Genomic DNA, 18,451 nt, shown 5'->3' on the forward strand with positions numbered 1-18,451 from the left:
TGTATGTCATCGTACAACTGAACCGATGACCTCGCAAGCACAAAATGCGAATTTTTCTAGTTGATCATCGATTCGATGCGGTGCTGCGCCTGTACCAAGCGTTCGCGGCTGTTGGAAAGGTGGGTGCGCATGGCCGCGCGCGCGGCCTCCGGATCGCGCCGTTCGATGGCGCGGAAGATGTCGTCGTGCTCGCGGCTGACGCGCTCGTTGAAATTGGCGGGCTTGTCCTGTTCCAGCTCCACCGTGTTCAGGCGCGCGCGCGGGATGATGGCGTTGCCCAGCTGGGCCAGGATGTCGGCGAAATAGCGGTTGCCGGTGGCTTGCGCGATCAGCAGGTGGAAGCGCCGGTCGGCCTCGGCCGCCGAGCGGCCCACCGCCATCGCCTCGTGCATCTCGCCGAGGGCCGCGCCCAGCTCCCGCACCTGTTCGTCGCTGCGGCGCACGGCGGCCAGGCCGGCGGTTTCGGTCTCGACGCCGATGCGCAGTTCCAGGATCGCCAGCACGTCGCGCAGGGTCAGGATACTCTCCGCATCGATGCCCAGGCCCGACTGCGGCGCCGGTTCCAGCACGAAGGTGCCGATGCCGTGGCGCGTCTGCACCAGGCCCGAGGCCTGCAGGTGCGAAATCGCCTCGCGCACCACCGTGCGGCTGACCCCGTGCTGGGCCATCATCGACGATTCGGTCGGCAGCTTCTCGCCCGGCTTGAGCACGCCCTGGCGGATGCTGCTGCTGATCTGTTCGACGACGCCTTGCGCCAGGTTGCGGGGTTTGCGCTGCGAGGGGAGCATGGGATGAACAGGTTGAGAATGGATAAGACGATTATATAGCAAGACAAGATGTCTGACATCCTATGACAAGACGAGTGTCCTTCAGATGCAACAATCGCATCCCGGCCTGGCCGCTTGATAAATTGGCCAGACCAAAATAGAATCTGACGATTACCCAGGAGTCTGCCCATGCCACGTCTTGCCCGCTCTCTCGTCTCTGCCCTCCCCCTGCTCTTCGCCCTCCAGGCCGACGCCGCGCCGGCCCTGCCCGACCGCGTGATCCTGGTCGGCGATTCCACCATGGCCAGCACCACCGGCTACGGCGACGCCCTGTGCGCGCGCTTCACGCCGGAGACGGCCTGCCACAACCTGGCGCGCGGCGGCCGCAGCTCGGGGAGCTTCCGCGCCGAGAAGCGCTGGGACGAAGTCATGGGCCTGCTGCGCGACGGCGCGGGCTTCCGCAAGACCTATGTGCTGATCCAGTTCGGCCACAACGACCAGCCGGGCAAGCCGGGACGCTCCACCGACTACGTCACCGAATTCCCGGCCAACATGAAGCGCTACGTGGAAGAGGCGCGCTCGCTGGGCGGCGTGCCGGTGCTGGTGACGCCGCTGACCCGCCGCAGCTTCAAGGATGGCTACGTGCACAACGACCTCGCACCCTGGGCCGGCACCGTGCGCGAGATCGCGCGCGGCACCAGGACGCCGCTGGTCGACCTGAACGCGCTGTCGCTGGCCGCCGTGCAGGCCATGGGCCCGAAAGAAGCCGACAAGCTGGCGCGCACCGGCGCGAATTTCGATTACACCCACCTCGGCCCGCTGGGCGCGGAACGCTTTTCAGGCATCGTGGCGCAGGAACTCGTGCGCAAGCTTCCGGCCCTGTCGGCGTCGATGCGGGGCGCGCGGTGAGCGCGCGACTCGCCGCCATCGCGCTGGCACTGGCCGGCGCCGCGCCATTCGTGGCCGCCTCCACGGCACCCGCCCTGGCCGAGCGCCAGCACGCGCCCTCCGACGGCTGGGCCGCCCAGGAAGGCGGCACCCGCGGCGGCGCCCTGGCCAGTCCGGCCCATGTGTACACGGTGCGCAACCGCGCGCAACTGCTGGAGGCACTGGCGACGCCGGCCCCGGCGCGCATCGTGCGCGTGGCGGCCAGCATCGACATGAGCGAGGGCCGCGCCTTCGCCGGCAGCGGGGACCAGGCGCGGCGCGGCACCGTGCACGTCCCGTCGAACACGACGCTGATCGGCGTGGGGCCGGGCGCCGGCTTCGTCAACGCCTCGCTCGCGGTGGCCAAGGTCTCCCAGGTGATCATCCGCAACCTGGCGCTGCGCAATCCCTGCGACGCAGGCCCGCGCTGGGACCCGCAGGACGGCGCCAAGGGCAACTGGAACTCGCTGTTCGACGCCATCACCGTCTCGGGCTCGCACCACGTCTGGATCGACCACAACAGCTTTACCGACGCCCCGCACACCGACGACATGCAGCCGCTCGAAAACGGCATGCGCAAGCAGTGCCACGACGGTGCGCTCGACATCAACGCCGGCGCGGATTTCGTCAGCGTCACCTACAACCGCTTCACCCTGCACGAGAAGAACATGCTGATCGGCTCGAGCGACCGCGCCAGCGGCGACCAGGGCCACCTGCGCGTGACGCTCAAGGGCAACCTGTTCGAGCACGTCGCCGAGCGCGCGCCGCGCGTGCGCTACGGCCAGGTCCACCTGCTGAACAATTACTATGTGGGCGACCGCAAGCACCCGGTCTACGGCCATGGCTACAGCGTCGGCGTGGCCCACGCCTCGCGCATCGTCTCGAGCGCGAATGCCTTCGAGATCGCCGGTGCACGCAGCTGCAGGCAGGTGGTGCGCGATCCCGGCGCGAGCCCGGGCGTCTTCAGCGACGAGGGATCGCTGCTGAACGGCGATGCGCTGAAGGACTGCCCGTATGGCGGCGACGCCGGCTGGCGCGTGCCCTACGGCTTCACGGCCCTGCCCGCGGCCGAGGTGCCGCGCCATGTGCTCGAGCATGCCGGCCCGCACGCCTGGCGAGACACGGCGGACGGCGTTGCCGAGGCGCGCATCCTGCCGGCGGCCGGCGCTCCCTTCGTGCTGCGCGCACGCCAGGACGCGGCTGGCGACTGGCAAGGCGCGAGCCTGCAACTGGCGGACAACGGCAAGGTGTTGGTGGTGGAACTGCTGGAATCGCGCGGCGGCGACGTCAGGCGCATCAAGCAGGTGCGCCGCAATGCGCCGCTGCCCGGCCCGGTCGTGCTCCGCTTTGCGGCCGAACCGGGACCGCAGGGCAAGATGCTGCACGTCCTGGTCGACGGCGACCGTGCGACCTGGCTGGTGGCGCCAGCGCTGCCTGCCGTGCAGCCGGTGTCCTGGGATGCCGGCGCGAGCACCCTGCTCGACCTGCGCGGTGGCCCTGCCGGCCTGCCGGAACGCGTAACCGTGCACGTCGGCGCGGACCGTCTCGTCCTGCAGGCGGGCGATGCACCCGACCTCGTGCGGGTGGGCGGTGCGACCCGCATCGCTGCCGACACTGCCGATGGGCGCATCGCCGCCGCACAGGCGGAAGGCGGCGCCCTGCGCGTGACGCCGCTTGCGGCCGGCCGCAGCATCGTTACCGTACGCAGCCTGGACGATCCCTGGGCGCAGGCCATCTTCACGGTCGACGTGGGCAAGCCCTTCAGCGCGCCGGCAAGCGCCGCCGTCCCAGGCGCCATCACCGTCCATCCGGCCCACCGCGAACGCGGCGTGCCGACCGACACGCCGCTGCGCCTGGTCTTCCGGGAACAACCGGTCCTGAGCGGCCAGGGCAGCGTGCGCATCTACCGCAAACGCGACGGGGCCCTGGTGGCGGTGCTGCGTCCCGGCGAAGCCATCGCCGCGCTCGCCCCCCTGCCACGCCAGCGCCTGGTGCGCCAGCATGCGATCACGGTGCTGGGCAAGGAAGTGCGCGTGCGCCTGCCGCAGGCGCTGGAACATGGCCTCGACTACGAAGCCGTGGTCGATGCCCGGCTGGTAAGCGCCAGGGATTTCGCGGGAGCGCGCTGGTCCTTTCGCACCACGCCGCACAAGCCGGTGGGCGACAGCGTGACCGTGGACGACGACGGGCGCGCCGACTTCCGCACCGTGCAGGGTGCGCTCGACCATGCAATGTCCCTGCCGCGCGACATGGCGGTGACGGTCAACGTGCGCGACGGCGTCTATCCCGAACTGCTCTACCTGCGCGACCAGGACAAGGTCACCCTGCGCGGCCAGAGCCGCGAAGCGACCATCATCCGCGCCGCCAACAGCGAGACGCGCAACCCGGGTACGGGTACCGGGCAGCCCGAGGGCACGCCCGGCCTGCTCGGCGGCCGCGCGTTGTTCCTGGCCGAGGACAACGACCTGCTCGAGATCCGCGACATCGCCCTGCACAACAGCACCCGGCGCAGCGATGGCCACTCGGCACAGGCCGAGACGGTGTTCTTCCGGAGCGACCAGGGCCGGCTGGTGGCGCGCAACGCCCACTTCGTCAGCGAACAGGACACGCTGCAGCTGACCGGCTATGCCTGGTTCTACCAATCCCTCATCGAAGGCAACGTCGATTTCGTCTGGGGGAACAACCGTGCCGCCCTGTTCGAGGACAGCGAATTGCGCACCGTCGGCGACAGCGCCAATCCGGAGAGCGGCGGCTACATCGTGCAGGCGCGCACCGTGGGAAAGGAAGAACCGGGCTTCGTCTTCCTGCGTTCGCGCCTGACCCGCGGCCCCGGTCCGCTGGGGAACCTGCCCCCTGACGGCGCCACCTATTTCGCGCGCTCGCCCGGCACCGCCAACACCTGGGACAACGTGGCCTTCATCGGCTGCAGCGTCGGCCCGCACATCGCCCCGGATGCGTGGTACCGCAAGCCGCTGCCGAATCCCGTCGAGGGCGGCTTCCGCGAATACGGCAACAGGACGGAGGATGGGCGGCCGCGCAGCTACGGCGGCTTCCAGATGGAGCGCGCGCAGGCCGAACGCCTGTCCAGCCGCGCCGCGGTGTTCGCGGCGCGCGGCTGGAATCCGCAGTAAATGGTGCTGCCATGTCGAATGCTTCAGGAATCAACATCAGCGACGCCGAGTCGCATGTCATGGAAGTGCTGTGGCGCGCCCCCGGCCCGGTCGTGGCCGAGCAGGTCGTCGTCGCACTCTCCGAGAGCCAGCACTGGCAGACCGCCACCGTCAAGACCCTGCTCAACCACCTGTTCGGTGGGCGCATCACGCCGCTGGTCGCGCACGTCGGCAGCCAGCGCAAGCTCTCGCAGGCGGACATCCGGGAACTGCGCAAGCTGATCGACGAACTCGATGATGGCAAGCCTCCTCTGTCTTAACTCAACTGTAAACACGGTCGCCGTTGACGTATAATTGGTTGGTCCACTTGCAACTTCACCCGCGCCAAACTAAGATTCCTTGTTTGGCTTCGGCCACCAATTATCCAGATGGACCATCGATGAAGAAAACCGCTGCGCTGAACGACACCAGCGCCAACGAGCCGCGGCTGTACCGGGTGGTCTCGGCCAAGATCGTAGAACTGATCCGCGCCGAGAACATCCAGCCGGGCGAGCGCCTGCCGGCCGAACGCGAGCTGGCGACCAAGCTCGGTGTCAGCCGCACCTCGCTGCGCGAAGCCCTGATCGCCCTCGAACTGGGCGGCACGGTCGAAGTGCGCGGCGGCTCGGGGGTCTACGTCAGCGAACAGGCCAGGCCGCAGGCAGAAGTGCCGACCGCCGGCCCCGGCCCCTTCGAAGTGCTGGCCGCACGCCGCCTGATCGAGGTCGAGGTGGCGGCGCTGGCCGCGAAACATGCCAGCGATTCGGCCATCGACGCCATCCTGCGCGCGGTCGAAGAGATGGAGCAGCACCACGAAGAACGCAGTGGCAACGAATCGGCCGACCGCAACTTCCACCTGGCGATCGCACGCGCCACCGGCAACAGCGCGATGGTCGGCGTGATCGAATACCTGTGGAGCCAGCGCGGCTCGCTCTGGCACAAGCTGAAAGAGCACTTCCAGACCGAGGAACTGCGCCAGCAGACCCTGATCGACCACCGCAACATCTTCGCCGCCATCGCCTCGCACGACGTGGCCGGCGCCCGCACCGCCATGCGCGCCCACCTCGACCGCGTGACCCGCACCTTCTCGCGCGGCTGATCATCCGCCGGGACGCCGTTCCGGCCGTCCCCTCTCCCGCCTCATATCGCGCTGCCTCGTCCAGCGCGCCGCCGCATGCTGCGCAACATTAATTTTTCAATAATTGGCTCGACCAGTTAGCGCGTATTTACAGTCCAATAAAAATAAGTGGCACGTCCAGATTGCGAAAGCGGTCAGACCAAAGTAGAATCGGCAACTCCCATCATCCGCTGAATATCCTTCCTGGCGCCTCTGAATGACCAGGCTGCCCCCGAACCACAGCGCTGACCATGGACCACGCGATCCAGGACGACACCGGACGCACTCGACGATTTAAGCAGGAGACATGCAGTGAAACACCAGAGAATCACCGGGCCGCGCCTGGCCCAGCCGCGCTTCCTTCTGTCGGCAGTCGCTGCCGCAGTGCTCACCATGACGACTACCGCAGCGGCGCAGGAAGCGCCGATGCAGCGCGTCGAAGTCACCGGTTCCTCGATCAAGCGCCTCGCCACCGAGAACGCCCTGCCGCTGACCACCTACAAGGCGGAAGAGCTGACCAACCAGGGCCTGACCACGATGACGGAAGTCGCGGTGGCCCTGACCGTTGCCGCAACCAACGAGCCGGTTGGCGGCGGCGGTGGCGGCACCATGATCAACATGCGCGGCCTGAACACCAACCGTACCCTGGTCCTGCTGAACGGCCGCCGCCTGGCGAACGAGGCGCTGGGCGCCAGTTCGGTCAACGTCGACGTCATTCCGATGGCCGCCATCGAGCGCGTCGAAGTGCTGCGCGACGGCGCCTCGGCCCTGTACGGCACCGACGCGATCGCCGGCGTGGTCAACTTCATCACCAAGCAATCGGTCAAGGACGTGAGCATCCACGCCAGCACCGTGCAGCCGCAACAATCCGGCGGCGGCGACCAGAAGCGCGTGACCCTCATCGCCGGCAAGGGCGACATGGCGACCGACGGCTGGAACGTCTACACCGCCTTCAGCGCCCAGCGCCGCGAATCGCTGATGCAGAAAGACCGCCCGAACATCTGGGACCCGGTCAAGCTGGCTGCGCTCGGCGGCAACCCGTTCACCGCGAACACCTCGGGCGGCTCGGCATCGCCCGCGAACTACACGATCTACCGCAACGGCAAGTCGGCCAACATCACGGGCAATCCGTATTTCGCGGCCGGCTGCGTGGCGCCGGGCCTGCCCCAGACCACGGTGCCCTCGACCCGCACCAATGCCAACGGCGGCAAGACCTGCATCACCGACCCGACCATCTATCCGCAGCTGCTGCCGGAAAACCAGCAAGTCACCCTGTTCACCAAGGGCAGCCTGGCCCATGGCGACGGCGGCGTGCTGACGGTGGAACTGAACCTGTCGCGCTCCTACATCGATGCCATCAGCCCGCCGCAGCCGTTCGGCGCGAATACCAACTATGACGTCCTGACCGCGTCGCGCAAGCCGCTGATGATCACCAAGGCCAGCAAGTGGTACCCGGGCGGCAGCGGCGGCGTGCCGGCCGTGGCCGGCCTGAACGGCGAAGACCTGGCGCTGACCTGGAGCCTGGACGAGCTGGGCGCCGCCAAGCTGCACGACGTGCAGAAAAACGGCCGCCTGGTCGTCGCCGACGAAGGTCAATTCAAGGGCTGGGACTACCGCGTCGGCGGATCGTATGGATACAGCCACCGCGACACCGGCTTCAAGGAAAACTTCGTGCGCACTCCGGCCGTCTACGCCGGTGTCGCCAACGGCATCCTGAACCCGTTCGGCGCGCAGGATGCGGCCGGCCGCGCCTACCTCGACAGCATCTCGGCCGATGGCCAGGATTTCCGCGTGGCCGACGTGCGCCACTACGGTGTCGATTTCAACCTGAGCCGCACGCTGATGGACCTGCCGGGCGGCTCACTGGGCCTGGCCGTCGGCGGCGACTGGCATCGCGAGACCTACGAGGAAAACGCGACCATGATCGGCGACGAGGTGGTCTGGCGGGTCAATGGCACGCCGGGCAACAACCCGAGGGGTGCGCGCCGTGTCGCCGGCCTGTACGCCGAACTCGACGCGCCCGTCACGAAACAGCTGAACCTGAACTTCGCGGTGCGCGGCGACCATTTCAGCGACTTCGGCTCGACCTTCAACCCGAAGGCCAGCTTCCGCTATCAGCCGCTCAAGCAGCTGATGGTACGTGGTACGGTCAGCACCGGCTTCCGTGCGCCGACCCTGCCCGAGCTGTACGGCACTCCGCGTACCCTGACCCCGTCGACCTCGAGCTGGGACGATCCGCTGCTGTGCCCGAGCGCCACCCCGAACGTGGCCGGTTCCGGTACCCTGACCACCGATCCGCGTTACGCCGGCCTCGGGCTCGACGCCGAGCGCGTCTGCAACACGCGCCTGACCACGCTCACCGGCGCCAACCCGGACCTGGAGCCGGAAAAGTCGAAGACCTACACCGTCGGCTTCGTGGTCGAACCGGTCAAGAACTTCGTTGCCACCGTCGATTTCTGGAAGATCGACATGAAAGGCACGATCGCCCAGATCAACGAGGATTCCATCTTCGACAACCTGGCGCGCTACCAGGACCTGTTCGTGCGTAACCCGGACGGTACGCTGCAGTACATCACGAAGACGCGCCTGAACATGGGCGGCCTGAAGACCCAGGGCATCGACCTCAGCCTGAACTACGCGCTGCCGACCAGCAAGTGGGGCCGCTTCGGCTTCTCGATGGACGGCACCTACACCGACAAGTACGAAGGCCAGAACGACGTCGGCAGTCCCTGGGTCGACAGCGTCGGCAGGATTGGCGCCCTGGCCACCGGCTCCACCTCGGCCAACACCTACATCTTCAAGTGGAAGCACCAGGCGCGCGTGAACTGGAACTACGGTCCCTTCTTCGCCCAGCTGACGCAGCAGTACTCGTCGAGCTACGAAGACACCAACGCCCTGCCGACCCAGCAGCGGGGCCAGCCGTTCTACAACGTGATCGCACCCTACCGCGTGTACAACCTGTCGACCACCTACAAGTTCTCGAAGAACTTCAAGGTCGGCGCCGGCGTGAACAACCTGTTCGACACCGATCCGCCGCTGTCGAACCAGCGCCTGTCCTCGCGTGTCGTGTTTGCGCAGAACATCGCCAAGCCGATCGGGCGCGCCTTCACGGTGCGTGCGGACTACACGTTCTAAGCGTCATCCGTGACGAACCCAGGGTGGCTGCAAGGCTGCCCTGCACTTTCCAAGAACCCCGGAGACGACATGAGCACCAGACAGATCAACCCGCAGCGCCGTTCCCTGCTGCGCGCCGCATCGGCATCGGTGGCCGGCCTGACGGTCGCCGGCCCGGCACTCGCCGCCACGAAGTCCAGCACGTCCGCCAAGGACGATCCATGGGCCCGCGCCCTGGGCATCATCGACCAGTTCAAGAAGCCGCTGGTCTTCCCCAAGCGCGACTTCGTGATCACCGCCTACGGCGCCGAGCCCTGCGAGGCGATCATGGTCACCGGCTATGTCGCCGACCACGAAGAGGGCAAGCTCAGCACCCCGGCGCCGGGCGCCAGGGACTGCCATGCCGCTATCGCGGCGGCCATCGCCGCCTGCAGCGCGGCGGGCGGCGGCCGGGTCGTGATCCCGGCCGGTAACTGGCTGGTGAAGGGTCCGATCGTCCTGAAATCGAACGTCAACGTGCACCTGGCGAAGGGCGCCCACGTCTACTTCAGCAACGATCCGGAAGACTTCGCGAAATACGGCGACTACGACTGCGGTCCCAACGGCAAGCTGGTGATCTCGCGCTGGCAGAGCAACGACTGCCTGAACTATTCGCCGATGGTCTACGCCTATGGCCAGACCAACATCGCCCTCACCGGCGAAGACTGGACCAGCATCCTGGACGGCCAGGGCGGCGTGCCGCGCGCCGATGGCGAGACCTGGTGGGACTGGAAGGGCAAGCGCAAGGGCGTGGCGGGAAAGAGCCCCAACCAGCAGCGCACCCAGATCGCCGTGAACCCGGCCAACCCGGCCTCGATCCGGGCCCTCGCCCCGAACCTGAACGAGGCCCAGGTCGCGCTCATGGAAGGCAAGAACGACAAGTGGCGCACCGACGAAGCCTACCTGCCGACCCTGTCGGAAGCCGGCGTGCCGGTGGCGAAGCGCGTGTTCGGCCGCGGCCACTACCTGCGCCCCTGCATGGTCGAGTTCATCGGCTGCACCAACGTGCTGCTGCAGGGCTACCAGCTGAACCAGTCGCCGTTCTGGCAGCACCACCCGGTCAACTGCAGCAGGCTGGAGATCCGCGGCGTGCACATGGACAGCATGGGCCCGAACAGCGACGGCTTCGATCCGGAAGCCTGCAATACCGTGCTGGTGGACGGCTGCACCTTCAACAGCGGCGACGACTGCATCGCGATCAAGGCCGGCAAGAACCTCGACACCCAGTTCGGCCCGACCCAGAACGTGGTGATCCAGCGCTGCGTCATGAACAGCGGCCACGGCGGCGTGACCCTGGGCAGCGAGATGTCGGGCGGGATCCAGCACGTGTACGCGCAGGACATCGAGTTCCGCAACACGCACTGGGCCACGGATCCGCTGAATACCGCGATCCGCCTCAAGACCAACATGAACCGGGGCGGCTTCCTGCGTCACTTCTACGTGCGCAACGTGAGCATGCCGAACGGCGTCAACCTGAAGCCGCAGTTCTACACCCCGCTTCCGGGCTCGCCGATCCAGCCCAAGTCGGTGGGAGCCGGGGCCGGCGCCGTGATCACCTTCGACTGCGACTATGCGCCAAATGCGGACAACGTGCGCACCCGCCCGCCGGTCGTGGAGCACATCCACATCTCGGGCGTCAGGGTCGGCAACGTCGCCACCAAGGACGGGCCGCGCTCCTGCTACCAGGCGCTGCTGCTGCTCGGCCCCGTCGCCTTCGACTACAACGGCGACAAGCCGGCGGAGATCCTGCCGATCCGCGACGTGACCATCACCGACTGCGACTTCGGCACGCCGGTGAACGCGGACCAGCCCTGGTTCATCCACAACGTCCGCAACGTCAGGCTGAGCAAGGTGCGCATCGCGGGCAAGGTCTACAACACCACGCTGCAGGCCTGATCTGCAAGGAAAGGCAGGGCGCGCAGCGGACGTAGGATAATGGTCGGGTTTTCCACCCGACTCTACTCGCGGCGCCAGCGCGTCGCGCTATACGCTTCCTACGCCCATGTTCGATCTTGTCAATGCGATTCCGCGCGAGCTGATCCTTCCGCCGTCCAGCCTGTTCCTGCTGATCGCCATCGGCCTGCTGATGTGGCGCCGCTGGCCGCGCGCCGGACGCATCCTCGCCGGCACGGCCCTGGCGGCACTTGCCTTCGTCTCCACATCCATCGGCGCACACTTCTTCGCCGCACCGCTCGAACGGGAAACCACTCCGCTAAGGGCGCCGGAGCAGGCCGGCGCACAGGCGATCGTCGTCCTCGCTGCCGGCAAGGTATCCCGTGCCCCCGAATACGGCGGCCGTGACATCCCGGATTACATCGCGCTGGCGCGCCTGCGCTATGCGGCGCACCTGCATCGGCGCACCAGGCTGCCGATCCTGGTCAGCGGCGGCAATGGCGCCAGCGGCGAGGAGCTCGAAGCCAAGTACCGCGTGTACACGAAGGCCGATGCCATGGCCGCGGCACTGCGTGAAGACTTCGGTGTCCCGGTCGCGTGGACCGAGAGGCGCTCGCGCGACACCGGCGAGAATGCACGCTACAGCGCCGCGCTGCTGCGCGCACAAGGCGTCAAACGCATACTCCTGGTGACGGACGCCATGCACATGGTGCGTGCCCGCCGCGCATTCGCGCAGGCCGGCCTCGATGTCGTCGATGCGCCGACCATGTTCTTCACCACCCAGCCGCTGGGACCTGGCGCCTGGATACCCAGTGCCGAGGGACTGCGTCGTTCCTGGTATGCGATCTACGAGCTGATCGGCTCCGCGTGGTACCGGCTGCGCTTCGGAAACAAGGGGGGATGAGCTACGCCCCGCAGACGGCATCTTGCTATCGTGCCTATACAAAAGCCCAATTGGAAATGTCGAGATCGACGCTCTATCCTAGCGTGCACGAGTCAGGCCCCTGACCACCTATCCACGATGAGGGAGACCGCAACATGAACGACAAACCGGATTTGCAGAGTGCCGAATCGGAGTACAAGTGTCCTGTCGCGCACGGCAACAAGCCCCGGCAGACGCGCACCAATGCCCACTGGTGGCCCGACCAACTGAACCTGGGCGTGCTGCACCAGCATGCCAGGCTCGGCGACCCGATGCTGGAAGACTTCGACTACAAGAAAGAATTCCAAAAGCTCGACCTGGACGCCGTCATCGCCGACCTCCATGCCCTGATGACCGACTCCCAGGACTGGTGGCCGGCCGACTACGGCCACTACGGGCCCTTCTTCATCCGCATGGCCTGGCACTCGGCGGGCACCTACCGCATCTTCGACGGCCGCGGCGGCGCCCGCTCGGGCGAGCAGCGCTTCGCCCCGCTCAACAGCTGGCCCGACAACGGTAACCTCGACAAGGCGCGCAGGCTGCTGTGGCCGGTCAAGCAGAAGTACGGCAAGACGTTGTCGTGGGCCGACCTGATGATCCTGGCCGGCAACGTGGCGCTCGAATCCATGGGTTTCAAGACCTTCGGCTTCGGCGGCGGGCGCGACGATATCTGGGAGCCGCTGCCGATCGACTGGGGCCCCGAATCGACCTGGCTGGGCGACGAGCGCTACAGCGGCGAGCGCGAGCTGGCCAAGCCGCTGGCCGCGGTGCAGATGGGCCTGATCTACGTGAACCCCGAAGGTCCCAACGGCGAGCCGGACCCGGCACGCTCGGCCCGCGATATCCGCGACACCTTCGGCCGCATGGCCATGGACGACGTCGAGACCGTGGCCCTGGTCGCCGGCGGCCACACCTTCGGCAAGTGCCACGGCGCCGGACCCGCCCGGCACCTGACGGCCGATCCGGAAGGCGCCAACATCGAGGAGCTGGGCCTGGGCTGGAAGAGCAGCTACGAAAGCGGCATCGGGCCGCACGCCATCACCAGCGGCCTGGAAGGCGCCTGGACGGCGACGCCGACGCAGTGGGACATGAGCTACCTGGAGACCCTGTTCGGCTTCGAGTGGGAGCTGACCAAGAGCCCGGCCGGCGCCCACCAGTGGAAGCCCAAGGGCGATGCCGGCCGCAACGTACCCGACGCCCACCTCCCCGGCAAGGTCCACCAGCCGATGATGACCACGGCCGACCTGGCGCTGCGCGCCGATCCCGCCTACGAGAAGATCGCGCGCCACTTCCTGGCCAATCCCGGGGAATTCGCCGACGCCTTCGCGCGCGCCTGGTTCAAGCTGACGCACCGCGACATGGGGCCGAAATTGCGCTACCTTGGCCCGCTGGTGCCGCAGGAAGACCTGATCTGGCAGGATCCGCTCCCGAGCGTGGACCACCCGCTGGTCGAGGACGTCGACATCGCGGCGCTGAAGAGCAGGGTGCTGCAGTCCGGCCTGTCGATCAGGCAGCTGGTGAAGACGGCCTGGGCCTCGGCCTCCACCTTCCGCGGCAGCGACCTGCGCGGCGGCGCCAACGGCGCCCGCATCCGCCTGGCGCCCCAGAAGGACTGGGAGGCAAACGACCCGACCGAGCTGGCGCAGGTGTTGGAGCAGCTGGAAGCGATCCAGCAGGAATACAATGGCTCGCCTGCTGCCAACGGCAAGCGGGTATCGCTGGCCGACCTGATCGTACTGGGCGGCTGCGCCGCGGTGGAAGCGGCCGCACTGCAGGCCGGCCATGAGGTCAAGGTCAACTTCCGCCCAGGCCGCACCGACGCCTTGCCCGAACAGACCGACGTCAACTCCTTCGAGGTGCTGGAACCGGCGGTGGACGGCTTCCGCAACTACGTCAAGGCTGGGGCCGAAGGCAATGTGGCCAACGCCATGCTCGACAAGGCCAACCTGCTGATGCTGACGGCGCCGGAAATGACCGCCCTGGTCGGCGGCATGCGCGCCCTCGGCGCCACCAGCGGCGGCGTCCGGCACGGCGTCTTCACGGAACGGCCAGGCACGCTGACGCCCGACTTCTTCACCAACCTGCTCGACATGCGCACCGCCTGGAAGCGGGTGGAAGGCAGCCAGCACCTGTTCGAGGGAAGCGACCGCAAGACGGGCGAACGCCGCTGGACCGCCACCCTGGCCGACCTGATCTTCGGCAGCAACGCCCAATTGCGTGCGCTGTCGGAAGTCTATGCCGCCCGCGACGGCGAAGCCCACTTCGTGCAGGACTTCGTCAAGGCGTGGACCAAGGTGATGGAGCTCGACCGCTTCGACCTGCGGTATCCAAAAGCGGCCTGAGCGCGCGCGCCGCTACCGCCCGAGCACGCGCTCAAGAAAGCGCGCCATCGCATCGACGGTGGGCGCCAGCCACGGATCGAACAGCCAGAACGAATGCGGGGTGCCGGGCAGCGCGACGGTATCGGTATGGATGCCGTGCGCGGCCAGTTTGTCCGCCATTGCCTCGCGCCCCACCGAGAAGCGCGGCACGCCGCTGACGATGAACAGCACCGGCGGGCTGTCCTTGCCGGCATGAGTGATGGGCGAGGCTTCGCGCCACAGCGCGGCTTTCTCGGCATAGCGCCCGCCGAACCAGGCGCCTGCGGCCGAGGGCTTCTTGTTCGGGTCGTCCTCATGCTGGCGTGCGGCTTCCGTGGTGAAGTCGGACAGGCCGTCGATGTTCACCACGGCGCGGATCGCTTGCGGCTCCGTCATGCCGACCAGCGAGGCAATCTGCCCGCCGGCCGAGCCGCCGGCGATGGCGACGCGCGCGGGATCGAGGCCGAAGCTGCCGGCATGCTGGCGCAGCCAGCGCAGCGCTTCCTTCACGTCATTGACTGCCGCGGGATAGCGCGCCTGTCCGGACAGGCGGTAGCTGACGGTGGCGGCGGCATAGCCGCGTGCGGCGAGCCGGGCAGCGAGCGGCGCCAGGTTGCTGCGCTGGCCGCTGGCCCAGCCGCCGCCATGCACCAGGATCACCAGCGGCACGGGTTTGCCGACCGGTCCCGGCAGGTAAAGGTCGAGCGCGAGCGACAGGTCGTCGCGCTGCAGGTACACCAGGTCCTTGCGTACCTGGACCGGTGCGGCGACCTCGGCGCCGGCGATCCGGATATCGGGATAGTCGCGGACCAGCTTGCGGTAAGTCGTCTCGGCATTGTACGGCGCCTGGGCGGCGGCGGCCGTCATGGCCAGGCCAAGGAGCAGTCCCACGGTCAGCCGCTTCACAGCGCCTCTCCCCGGAACACGCAACGGCGCCGCAGCGTGGCGCCCGGCGCGAGTGCGGTCAGGCCCGGATAGCCCGGCAGGTTGTGCGCATTGATCGGGTGGTCCACCGGTTCGAAGCAGAAAAAGTCGCGCCCCGGCGGAACGTAAAGGATGAAGTAGTCCATGTCGGCCTGTACCTCCAGTGCCAGGCCGCGTTCGGGCCAGATGATACGGGCGGCACCATGCCAGCCCTCGAATACGTTGTCGACGCCTTCGCGCGGCAAGGGTGCCGGCTTGTCGAAGCGCCAGTGGGCGGGAATGTCCTGGCGCATGAGCGGCAGCTTGTCCGGCCCGGCCATCCACACGCTGTTGGCGCCGGCCTCCAGCCGCGCGCCCTGCGGATCGGGCATCCATGGATGCAGGCCGATCCCGAAGGGCAGCGTGGTCGGTCCCGCGTTGCATATGCTGAGCTCCACCACCAGCGCATCCTCGGCCAGGGTGTAGTGCAGTTCGGCCGTGTAGGCGAAGGGCGCGGCGTCCCGGCGGTCGAGCGTCAGGGTCAGGGAAGTGTCGACGTGCGCCGCCACGCGCCAGGGCTGCTGCCAGGCGTCGCCATGGATCGGACAAGGCTCGCCGGCACGGTTGGGTACGGGTATGTGGCGCGCCCCTTCGAAGGCGAAGCCCGAAGGCGCCATCCGGTTCGACCACGGCAACAGGGGGAAGCAGGCCAGCTGCCCGGGCAGCGGCATGTCGGTGACCTCGGGCGGCAGGCCGCGCAACAGCGGCCGGGCTTCACCGCCGCGCAGCCAGTCCAGCCGCGCGAGGCCGCCGCCTACCTGGGGCACGACCTCCGCCAGCAGGCTGGCGTTGCGCAGCGTGAGCCGGTCGAGCATGGGTCAGTATTGCGGCCCGTCGAGCAAGAACTTGCCGCCCTGGTACATCGTGGTGACGTCGTCCTTGGCCGGGAACTCGGAGGTATCCGGGAACAGGTGCGCGAATTTCGACGAGCTGTCCTTCGGCTTGTAGCCCAGGTGCGAGGCCAGGCGGTTGTCCCACCAGACACTGTCGTTGTCGGACATGCCGTAGACGATGGTGTGGCCGACGCGCGGCGCGAACAGCGAGCAGCGCAGCATCTCGACCAGGTCGTCGTAGGAGAACCAGGTGCTCATCATGCGCTTGTTGGCCGGCTCCGGGAAGCTCGAGCCGATACGGATGCAGACGGTCTCGATGCCGAAGCGGTCGTAGTAGTAGCGCGCGATCTGCTCGCCGAAGACCTTCGACAGGCCGTAGTAGCTGTCCGGGCGGGTCGGCGAATTCGCGTCCAGCACGGTGTTGACGTGGTGGTAGCCGATTGCGTGGTTCGAGCTGGCGAAGATCACGCGGCGGGTAGCAGCCTTGTGCAGGGCTTCATACAGGTTGGCCACGCCGAGGATGTTGGCCTGCATGATAGGCTCGAAGGGCTTTTCGGTGGAGATGCCGCCGAAGTGCAGCACCGCGTCCACGCCTTCCAACAGCTTGAGCACCGCTTCCTTGTCGGCCAGGTCGCACTGGACGATTTCCTCGCCCTCGCGCGCCTCTCCCATGTCGGCGACGTCGGACAGGCGCACCACTTCCGCCCAGGGCTTGATGCGGTCGCGCAGCACCTTGCCGAGGCCGCCGGCGGCGCCGGTCAGCAGGATACGTTTGAAGGGTTTGCCCTTTGCAGCTTCGGTCATGCTAAAACTCCTAATCGGTTCAGGTCACCGGCGCAGGATTGAACAGCGCCAGCGCATTATGCAGTTTCCAGTGTTCGGCCCAGGTCTTGCGCCCACTGGCCACGTCGAGGATCAGGCGGAACAGTTCCCAGCCCACATCTTCGATAGTACCCTCTCCGCTGGCGATGCGCCCGGCGTTCACGTCCATCAGGTCATGCCAGCGCTTGGCCAGCTCGGTGCGGGTGGCCACCTTGATGACCGGGACCGCCGCCAGGCCGTAGGGGGTACCGCGGCCGGTGGTGAAGATGTGCACGTTCATCCCGGCGGCCATCTGCAGGGTGCCGCAGATGAAATCGCTGGCCGGGGTGGCGGCGTAGATCAGGCCCTTCTGCTGCAGCTTCTCGCCCGGCGACAGCACGCCGGTGATGGCCGTGGTGCCCGACTTGACGATCGAGCCCATGGCTTTTTCCACGATGTTCGACAGGCCGCCCTTCTTGTTGCCGGGCGTGGTGTTGGCGCTGCGGTCGACGCCGCCGCGCACCAGGTAATCGTCGTACCACTGCATCTCGCGCACCATCGCCTGGGCGATCTCGGGCGTCGCGGCGCGCGCGGTCAATTGGTCGATGCCGTCGCGGACTTCGGTGACCTCGGAGAACATCACGGCGGCGCCGGCGCGCACCAGCAGGTCGGTGGCGAAGCCGACGGCCGGGTTGGCGGTGACGCCGGAGAAGGCGTCGCTGCCGCCGCACTGGACGCCGACCACCAGGTCGGACGCCGGGCAGGTCACGCGCTGGCGCGCGTTCAGTTCCTGCAGGTGCTTCTCGGCGGTCTGCATCAGGCTGTCGATCATCGACATGAAGCCGACGTGCTGCTGGTCCTGCAGGGTGACGACCGACGGGGCGGCATTGCCGATCGGGATGGAACCGGCCGGGAACAGGCGCGCCGGCGGCAGCTTTTCGCAGCCCAGGCTCACGACCATCACGCTGTCGCCGAAGTTCGGATTGCGCGACAGGTTGCGGATGGTCTTGATCGGGATCTCGGCTCCCGGCGCGTCGATCGCCACGCCGCAGCCGTACACGTGCTCGAGCGCGACCACGTCTTCGACGTTCGGGTAGCGCGGCAGCAGCTCTTCCTTGATGCGCTTGACCGCGTAGTCGATCACGCCCGAGACGCATTGCACGGTGCTGGTGATGGCCATGATGTTGCGGGTGCCGACCGAACCGTCCTTGTTGCGGTAACCTTCGAAGGTATGGCCTTCCAGGTCCTGGACCGCCGCCACCGCACGCGTACCGATGGGCAGGTCGTCGAGCGAGCGCGCCGCCGGCATGCGCAGCACGCGCTCCGACACCCAGCTGCCGCGCGGGATGGCGCCATTGGCGTAGCCGATCGTCACGCCGTAGCGGATGACGGCATCGCCGTCCGCCAGGTCCACGAGCGACACCTTGTGCCCTTGAGGCACGCCTTCGAGCAGGGTCAACCCGTCCGGAAAGACGGTACCCGCGGGCAGCCCGCCGTCATTGACGACGATGGCGACGTTGTCGCTGGCCTGCATGCGGATGGTGCGCGGAACTTGGGAGGTCATGA

13 protein-coding genes are annotated in these 18,451 nt (G+C 67.6%); 8 read left to right on the forward strand and 5 right to left on the reverse strand.

Annotated features, from left to right (window positions below; genetic code table 11):
* Nucleotides 1-56: 56 nt before the first annotated feature.
* Nucleotides 57-788, reverse strand: a complete 732-nt coding sequence (locus AC56LK_RS09010) for a FadR/GntR family transcriptional regulator (protein ID WP_497184210.1) — start codon at nucleotides 786-788, stop codon at nucleotides 57-59.
* A 168-nt stretch (nucleotides 789-956) separates the two neighbouring features.
* Between AC56LK_RS09010 and AC56LK_RS09015 the strand changes: the two genes are divergently transcribed.
* The 8 genes from AC56LK_RS09015 (at nucleotide 957) to katG (ending at nucleotide 14,270) form a co-directional block, all read left to right on the forward strand.
* Nucleotides 957-1,676 carry a rhamnogalacturonan acetylesterase gene (locus tag AC56LK_RS09015; RefSeq protein ID WP_497184211.1) on the forward strand — a complete coding sequence of 240 codons (720 nt, stop codon included), beginning with the start codon at nucleotides 957-959 and terminating at the stop codon, nucleotides 1,674-1,676.
* Nucleotides 1,673-4,825 carry a pectinesterase family protein gene (locus tag AC56LK_RS09020; RefSeq protein WP_497184212.1) on the forward strand — a complete coding sequence of 1,051 codons (3,153 nt, stop codon included), beginning with the start codon at nucleotides 1,673-1,675 and terminating at the stop codon, nucleotides 4,823-4,825. Before AC56LK_RS09015 ends, AC56LK_RS09020 begins: the two co-directional genes overlap by 4 nt.
* A gap of 11 nt (nucleotides 4,826-4,836) precedes the next feature.
* Nucleotides 4,837-5,124: a BlaI/MecI/CopY family transcriptional regulator gene (locus AC56LK_RS09025; protein WP_497184213.1), complete on the forward strand. Its 288-nt coding sequence runs from the start codon at nucleotides 4,837-4,839 to the stop codon at nucleotides 5,122-5,124.
* A 119-nt stretch (nucleotides 5,125-5,243) separates the two neighbouring features.
* Nucleotides 5,244-5,942 (forward strand): FadR/GntR family transcriptional regulator, encoded by a 699-nt coding sequence (locus AC56LK_RS09030; RefSeq protein WP_497184214.1) that lies wholly within the window; start codon nucleotides 5,244-5,246, stop codon nucleotides 5,940-5,942.
* A 330-nt stretch (nucleotides 5,943-6,272) separates the two neighbouring features.
* Complete coding sequence (locus tag AC56LK_RS09035; protein ID WP_497184215.1) at nucleotides 6,273-9,095, forward strand: TonB-dependent receptor plug domain-containing protein; 2,823 nt, start codon at nucleotides 6,273-6,275, stop codon at nucleotides 9,093-9,095.
* A gap of 69 nt (nucleotides 9,096-9,164) precedes the next feature.
* Complete coding sequence (locus AC56LK_RS09040) at nucleotides 9,165-11,009, forward strand: glycoside hydrolase family 28 protein (RefSeq protein WP_497184216.1); 1,845 nt, start codon at nucleotides 9,165-9,167, stop codon at nucleotides 11,007-11,009.
* 106 nt (nucleotides 11,010-11,115) lie between these two features.
* On the forward strand, nucleotides 11,116-11,910 hold the full coding sequence (locus AC56LK_RS09045) for a YdcF family protein (RefSeq protein WP_497184217.1): 795 nt from the start codon (nucleotides 11,116-11,118) through the stop codon (nucleotides 11,908-11,910).
* A gap of 134 nt (nucleotides 11,911-12,044) precedes the next feature.
* Complete coding sequence (katG, locus tag AC56LK_RS09050) at nucleotides 12,045-14,270, forward strand: catalase/peroxidase HPI (protein ID WP_497184218.1); 2,226 nt, start codon at nucleotides 12,045-12,047, stop codon at nucleotides 14,268-14,270.
* Nucleotides 14,271-14,282: 12 nt separating this feature from the next.
* On the opposite strand, the gene AC56LK_RS09055 is transcribed toward katG, so the two are convergent.
* From AC56LK_RS09055 to garD, 4 genes are read right to left on the reverse strand one after another with little or no spacing between them, the layout of a single operon-like run.
* Complete coding sequence (locus AC56LK_RS09055; RefSeq protein WP_497184219.1) at nucleotides 14,283-15,194, reverse strand: alpha/beta fold hydrolase; 912 nt, start codon at nucleotides 15,192-15,194, stop codon at nucleotides 14,283-14,285.
* Nucleotides 15,191-16,066, reverse strand: a complete 876-nt coding sequence (locus AC56LK_RS09060) for an aldose 1-epimerase (RefSeq protein WP_497184220.1) — start codon at nucleotides 16,064-16,066, stop codon at nucleotides 15,191-15,193. The genes AC56LK_RS09055 and AC56LK_RS09060 overlap by 4 nt, the downstream gene beginning before the upstream one ends.
* 3 nt (nucleotides 16,067-16,069) lie before the next feature.
* Nucleotides 16,070-16,888 carry an NAD-dependent epimerase/dehydratase family protein gene (locus tag AC56LK_RS09065; protein WP_497184221.1) on the reverse strand — a complete coding sequence of 273 codons (819 nt, stop codon included), beginning with the start codon at nucleotides 16,886-16,888 and terminating at the stop codon, nucleotides 16,070-16,072.
* Between the two features lie 19 nt (nucleotides 16,889-16,907).
* Complete coding sequence (gene garD, locus AC56LK_RS09070; protein WP_497184222.1) at nucleotides 16,908-18,449, reverse strand: galactarate dehydratase; 1,542 nt, start codon at nucleotides 18,447-18,449, stop codon at nucleotides 16,908-16,910.
* Nucleotides 18,450-18,451 lie beyond the last annotated feature (2 nt).

Source organism: Telluria sp. ZB4P36 (genome assembly GCF_059685865.1).

Coding starts and splice junctions, on each gene's coding strand:
- AC56LK_RS09010 (WP_497184210.1), bottom strand. CDS start 788: ATGCTCCCCTCGCAGCGCAAACCCCGCAACCTGGCGCAAGGCGTCGTC.
- AC56LK_RS09015 (WP_497184211.1), top strand. CDS start 957: ATGCCACGTCTTGCCCGCTCTCTCGTCTCTGCCCTCCCCCTGCTCTTC.
- AC56LK_RS09025 (WP_497184213.1), top strand. CDS start 4,837: ATGTCGAATGCTTCAGGAATCAACATCAGCGACGCCGAGTCGCATGTC.
- AC56LK_RS09030 (WP_497184214.1), top strand. CDS start 5,244: ATGAAGAAAACCGCTGCGCTGAACGACACCAGCGCCAACGAGCCGCGG.
- AC56LK_RS09040 (WP_497184216.1), top strand. CDS start 9,165: ATGAGCACCAGACAGATCAACCCGCAGCGCCGTTCCCTGCTGCGCGCC.
- AC56LK_RS09045 (WP_497184217.1), top strand. CDS start 11,116: ATGTTCGATCTTGTCAATGCGATTCCGCGCGAGCTGATCCTTCCGCCG.
- katG (WP_497184218.1), top strand. CDS start 12,045: ATGAACGACAAACCGGATTTGCAGAGTGCCGAATCGGAGTACAAGTGT.
- AC56LK_RS09060 (WP_497184220.1), bottom strand. CDS start 16,066: ATGCTCGACCGGCTCACGCTGCGCAACGCCAGCCTGCTGGCGGAGGTC.
- AC56LK_RS09065 (WP_497184221.1), bottom strand. CDS start 16,888: ATGACCGAAGCTGCAAAGGGCAAACCCTTCAAACGTATCCTGCTGACC.
- garD (WP_497184222.1), bottom strand. CDS start 18,449: ATGACCTCCCAAGTTCCGCGCACCATCCGCATGCAGGCCAGCGACAAC.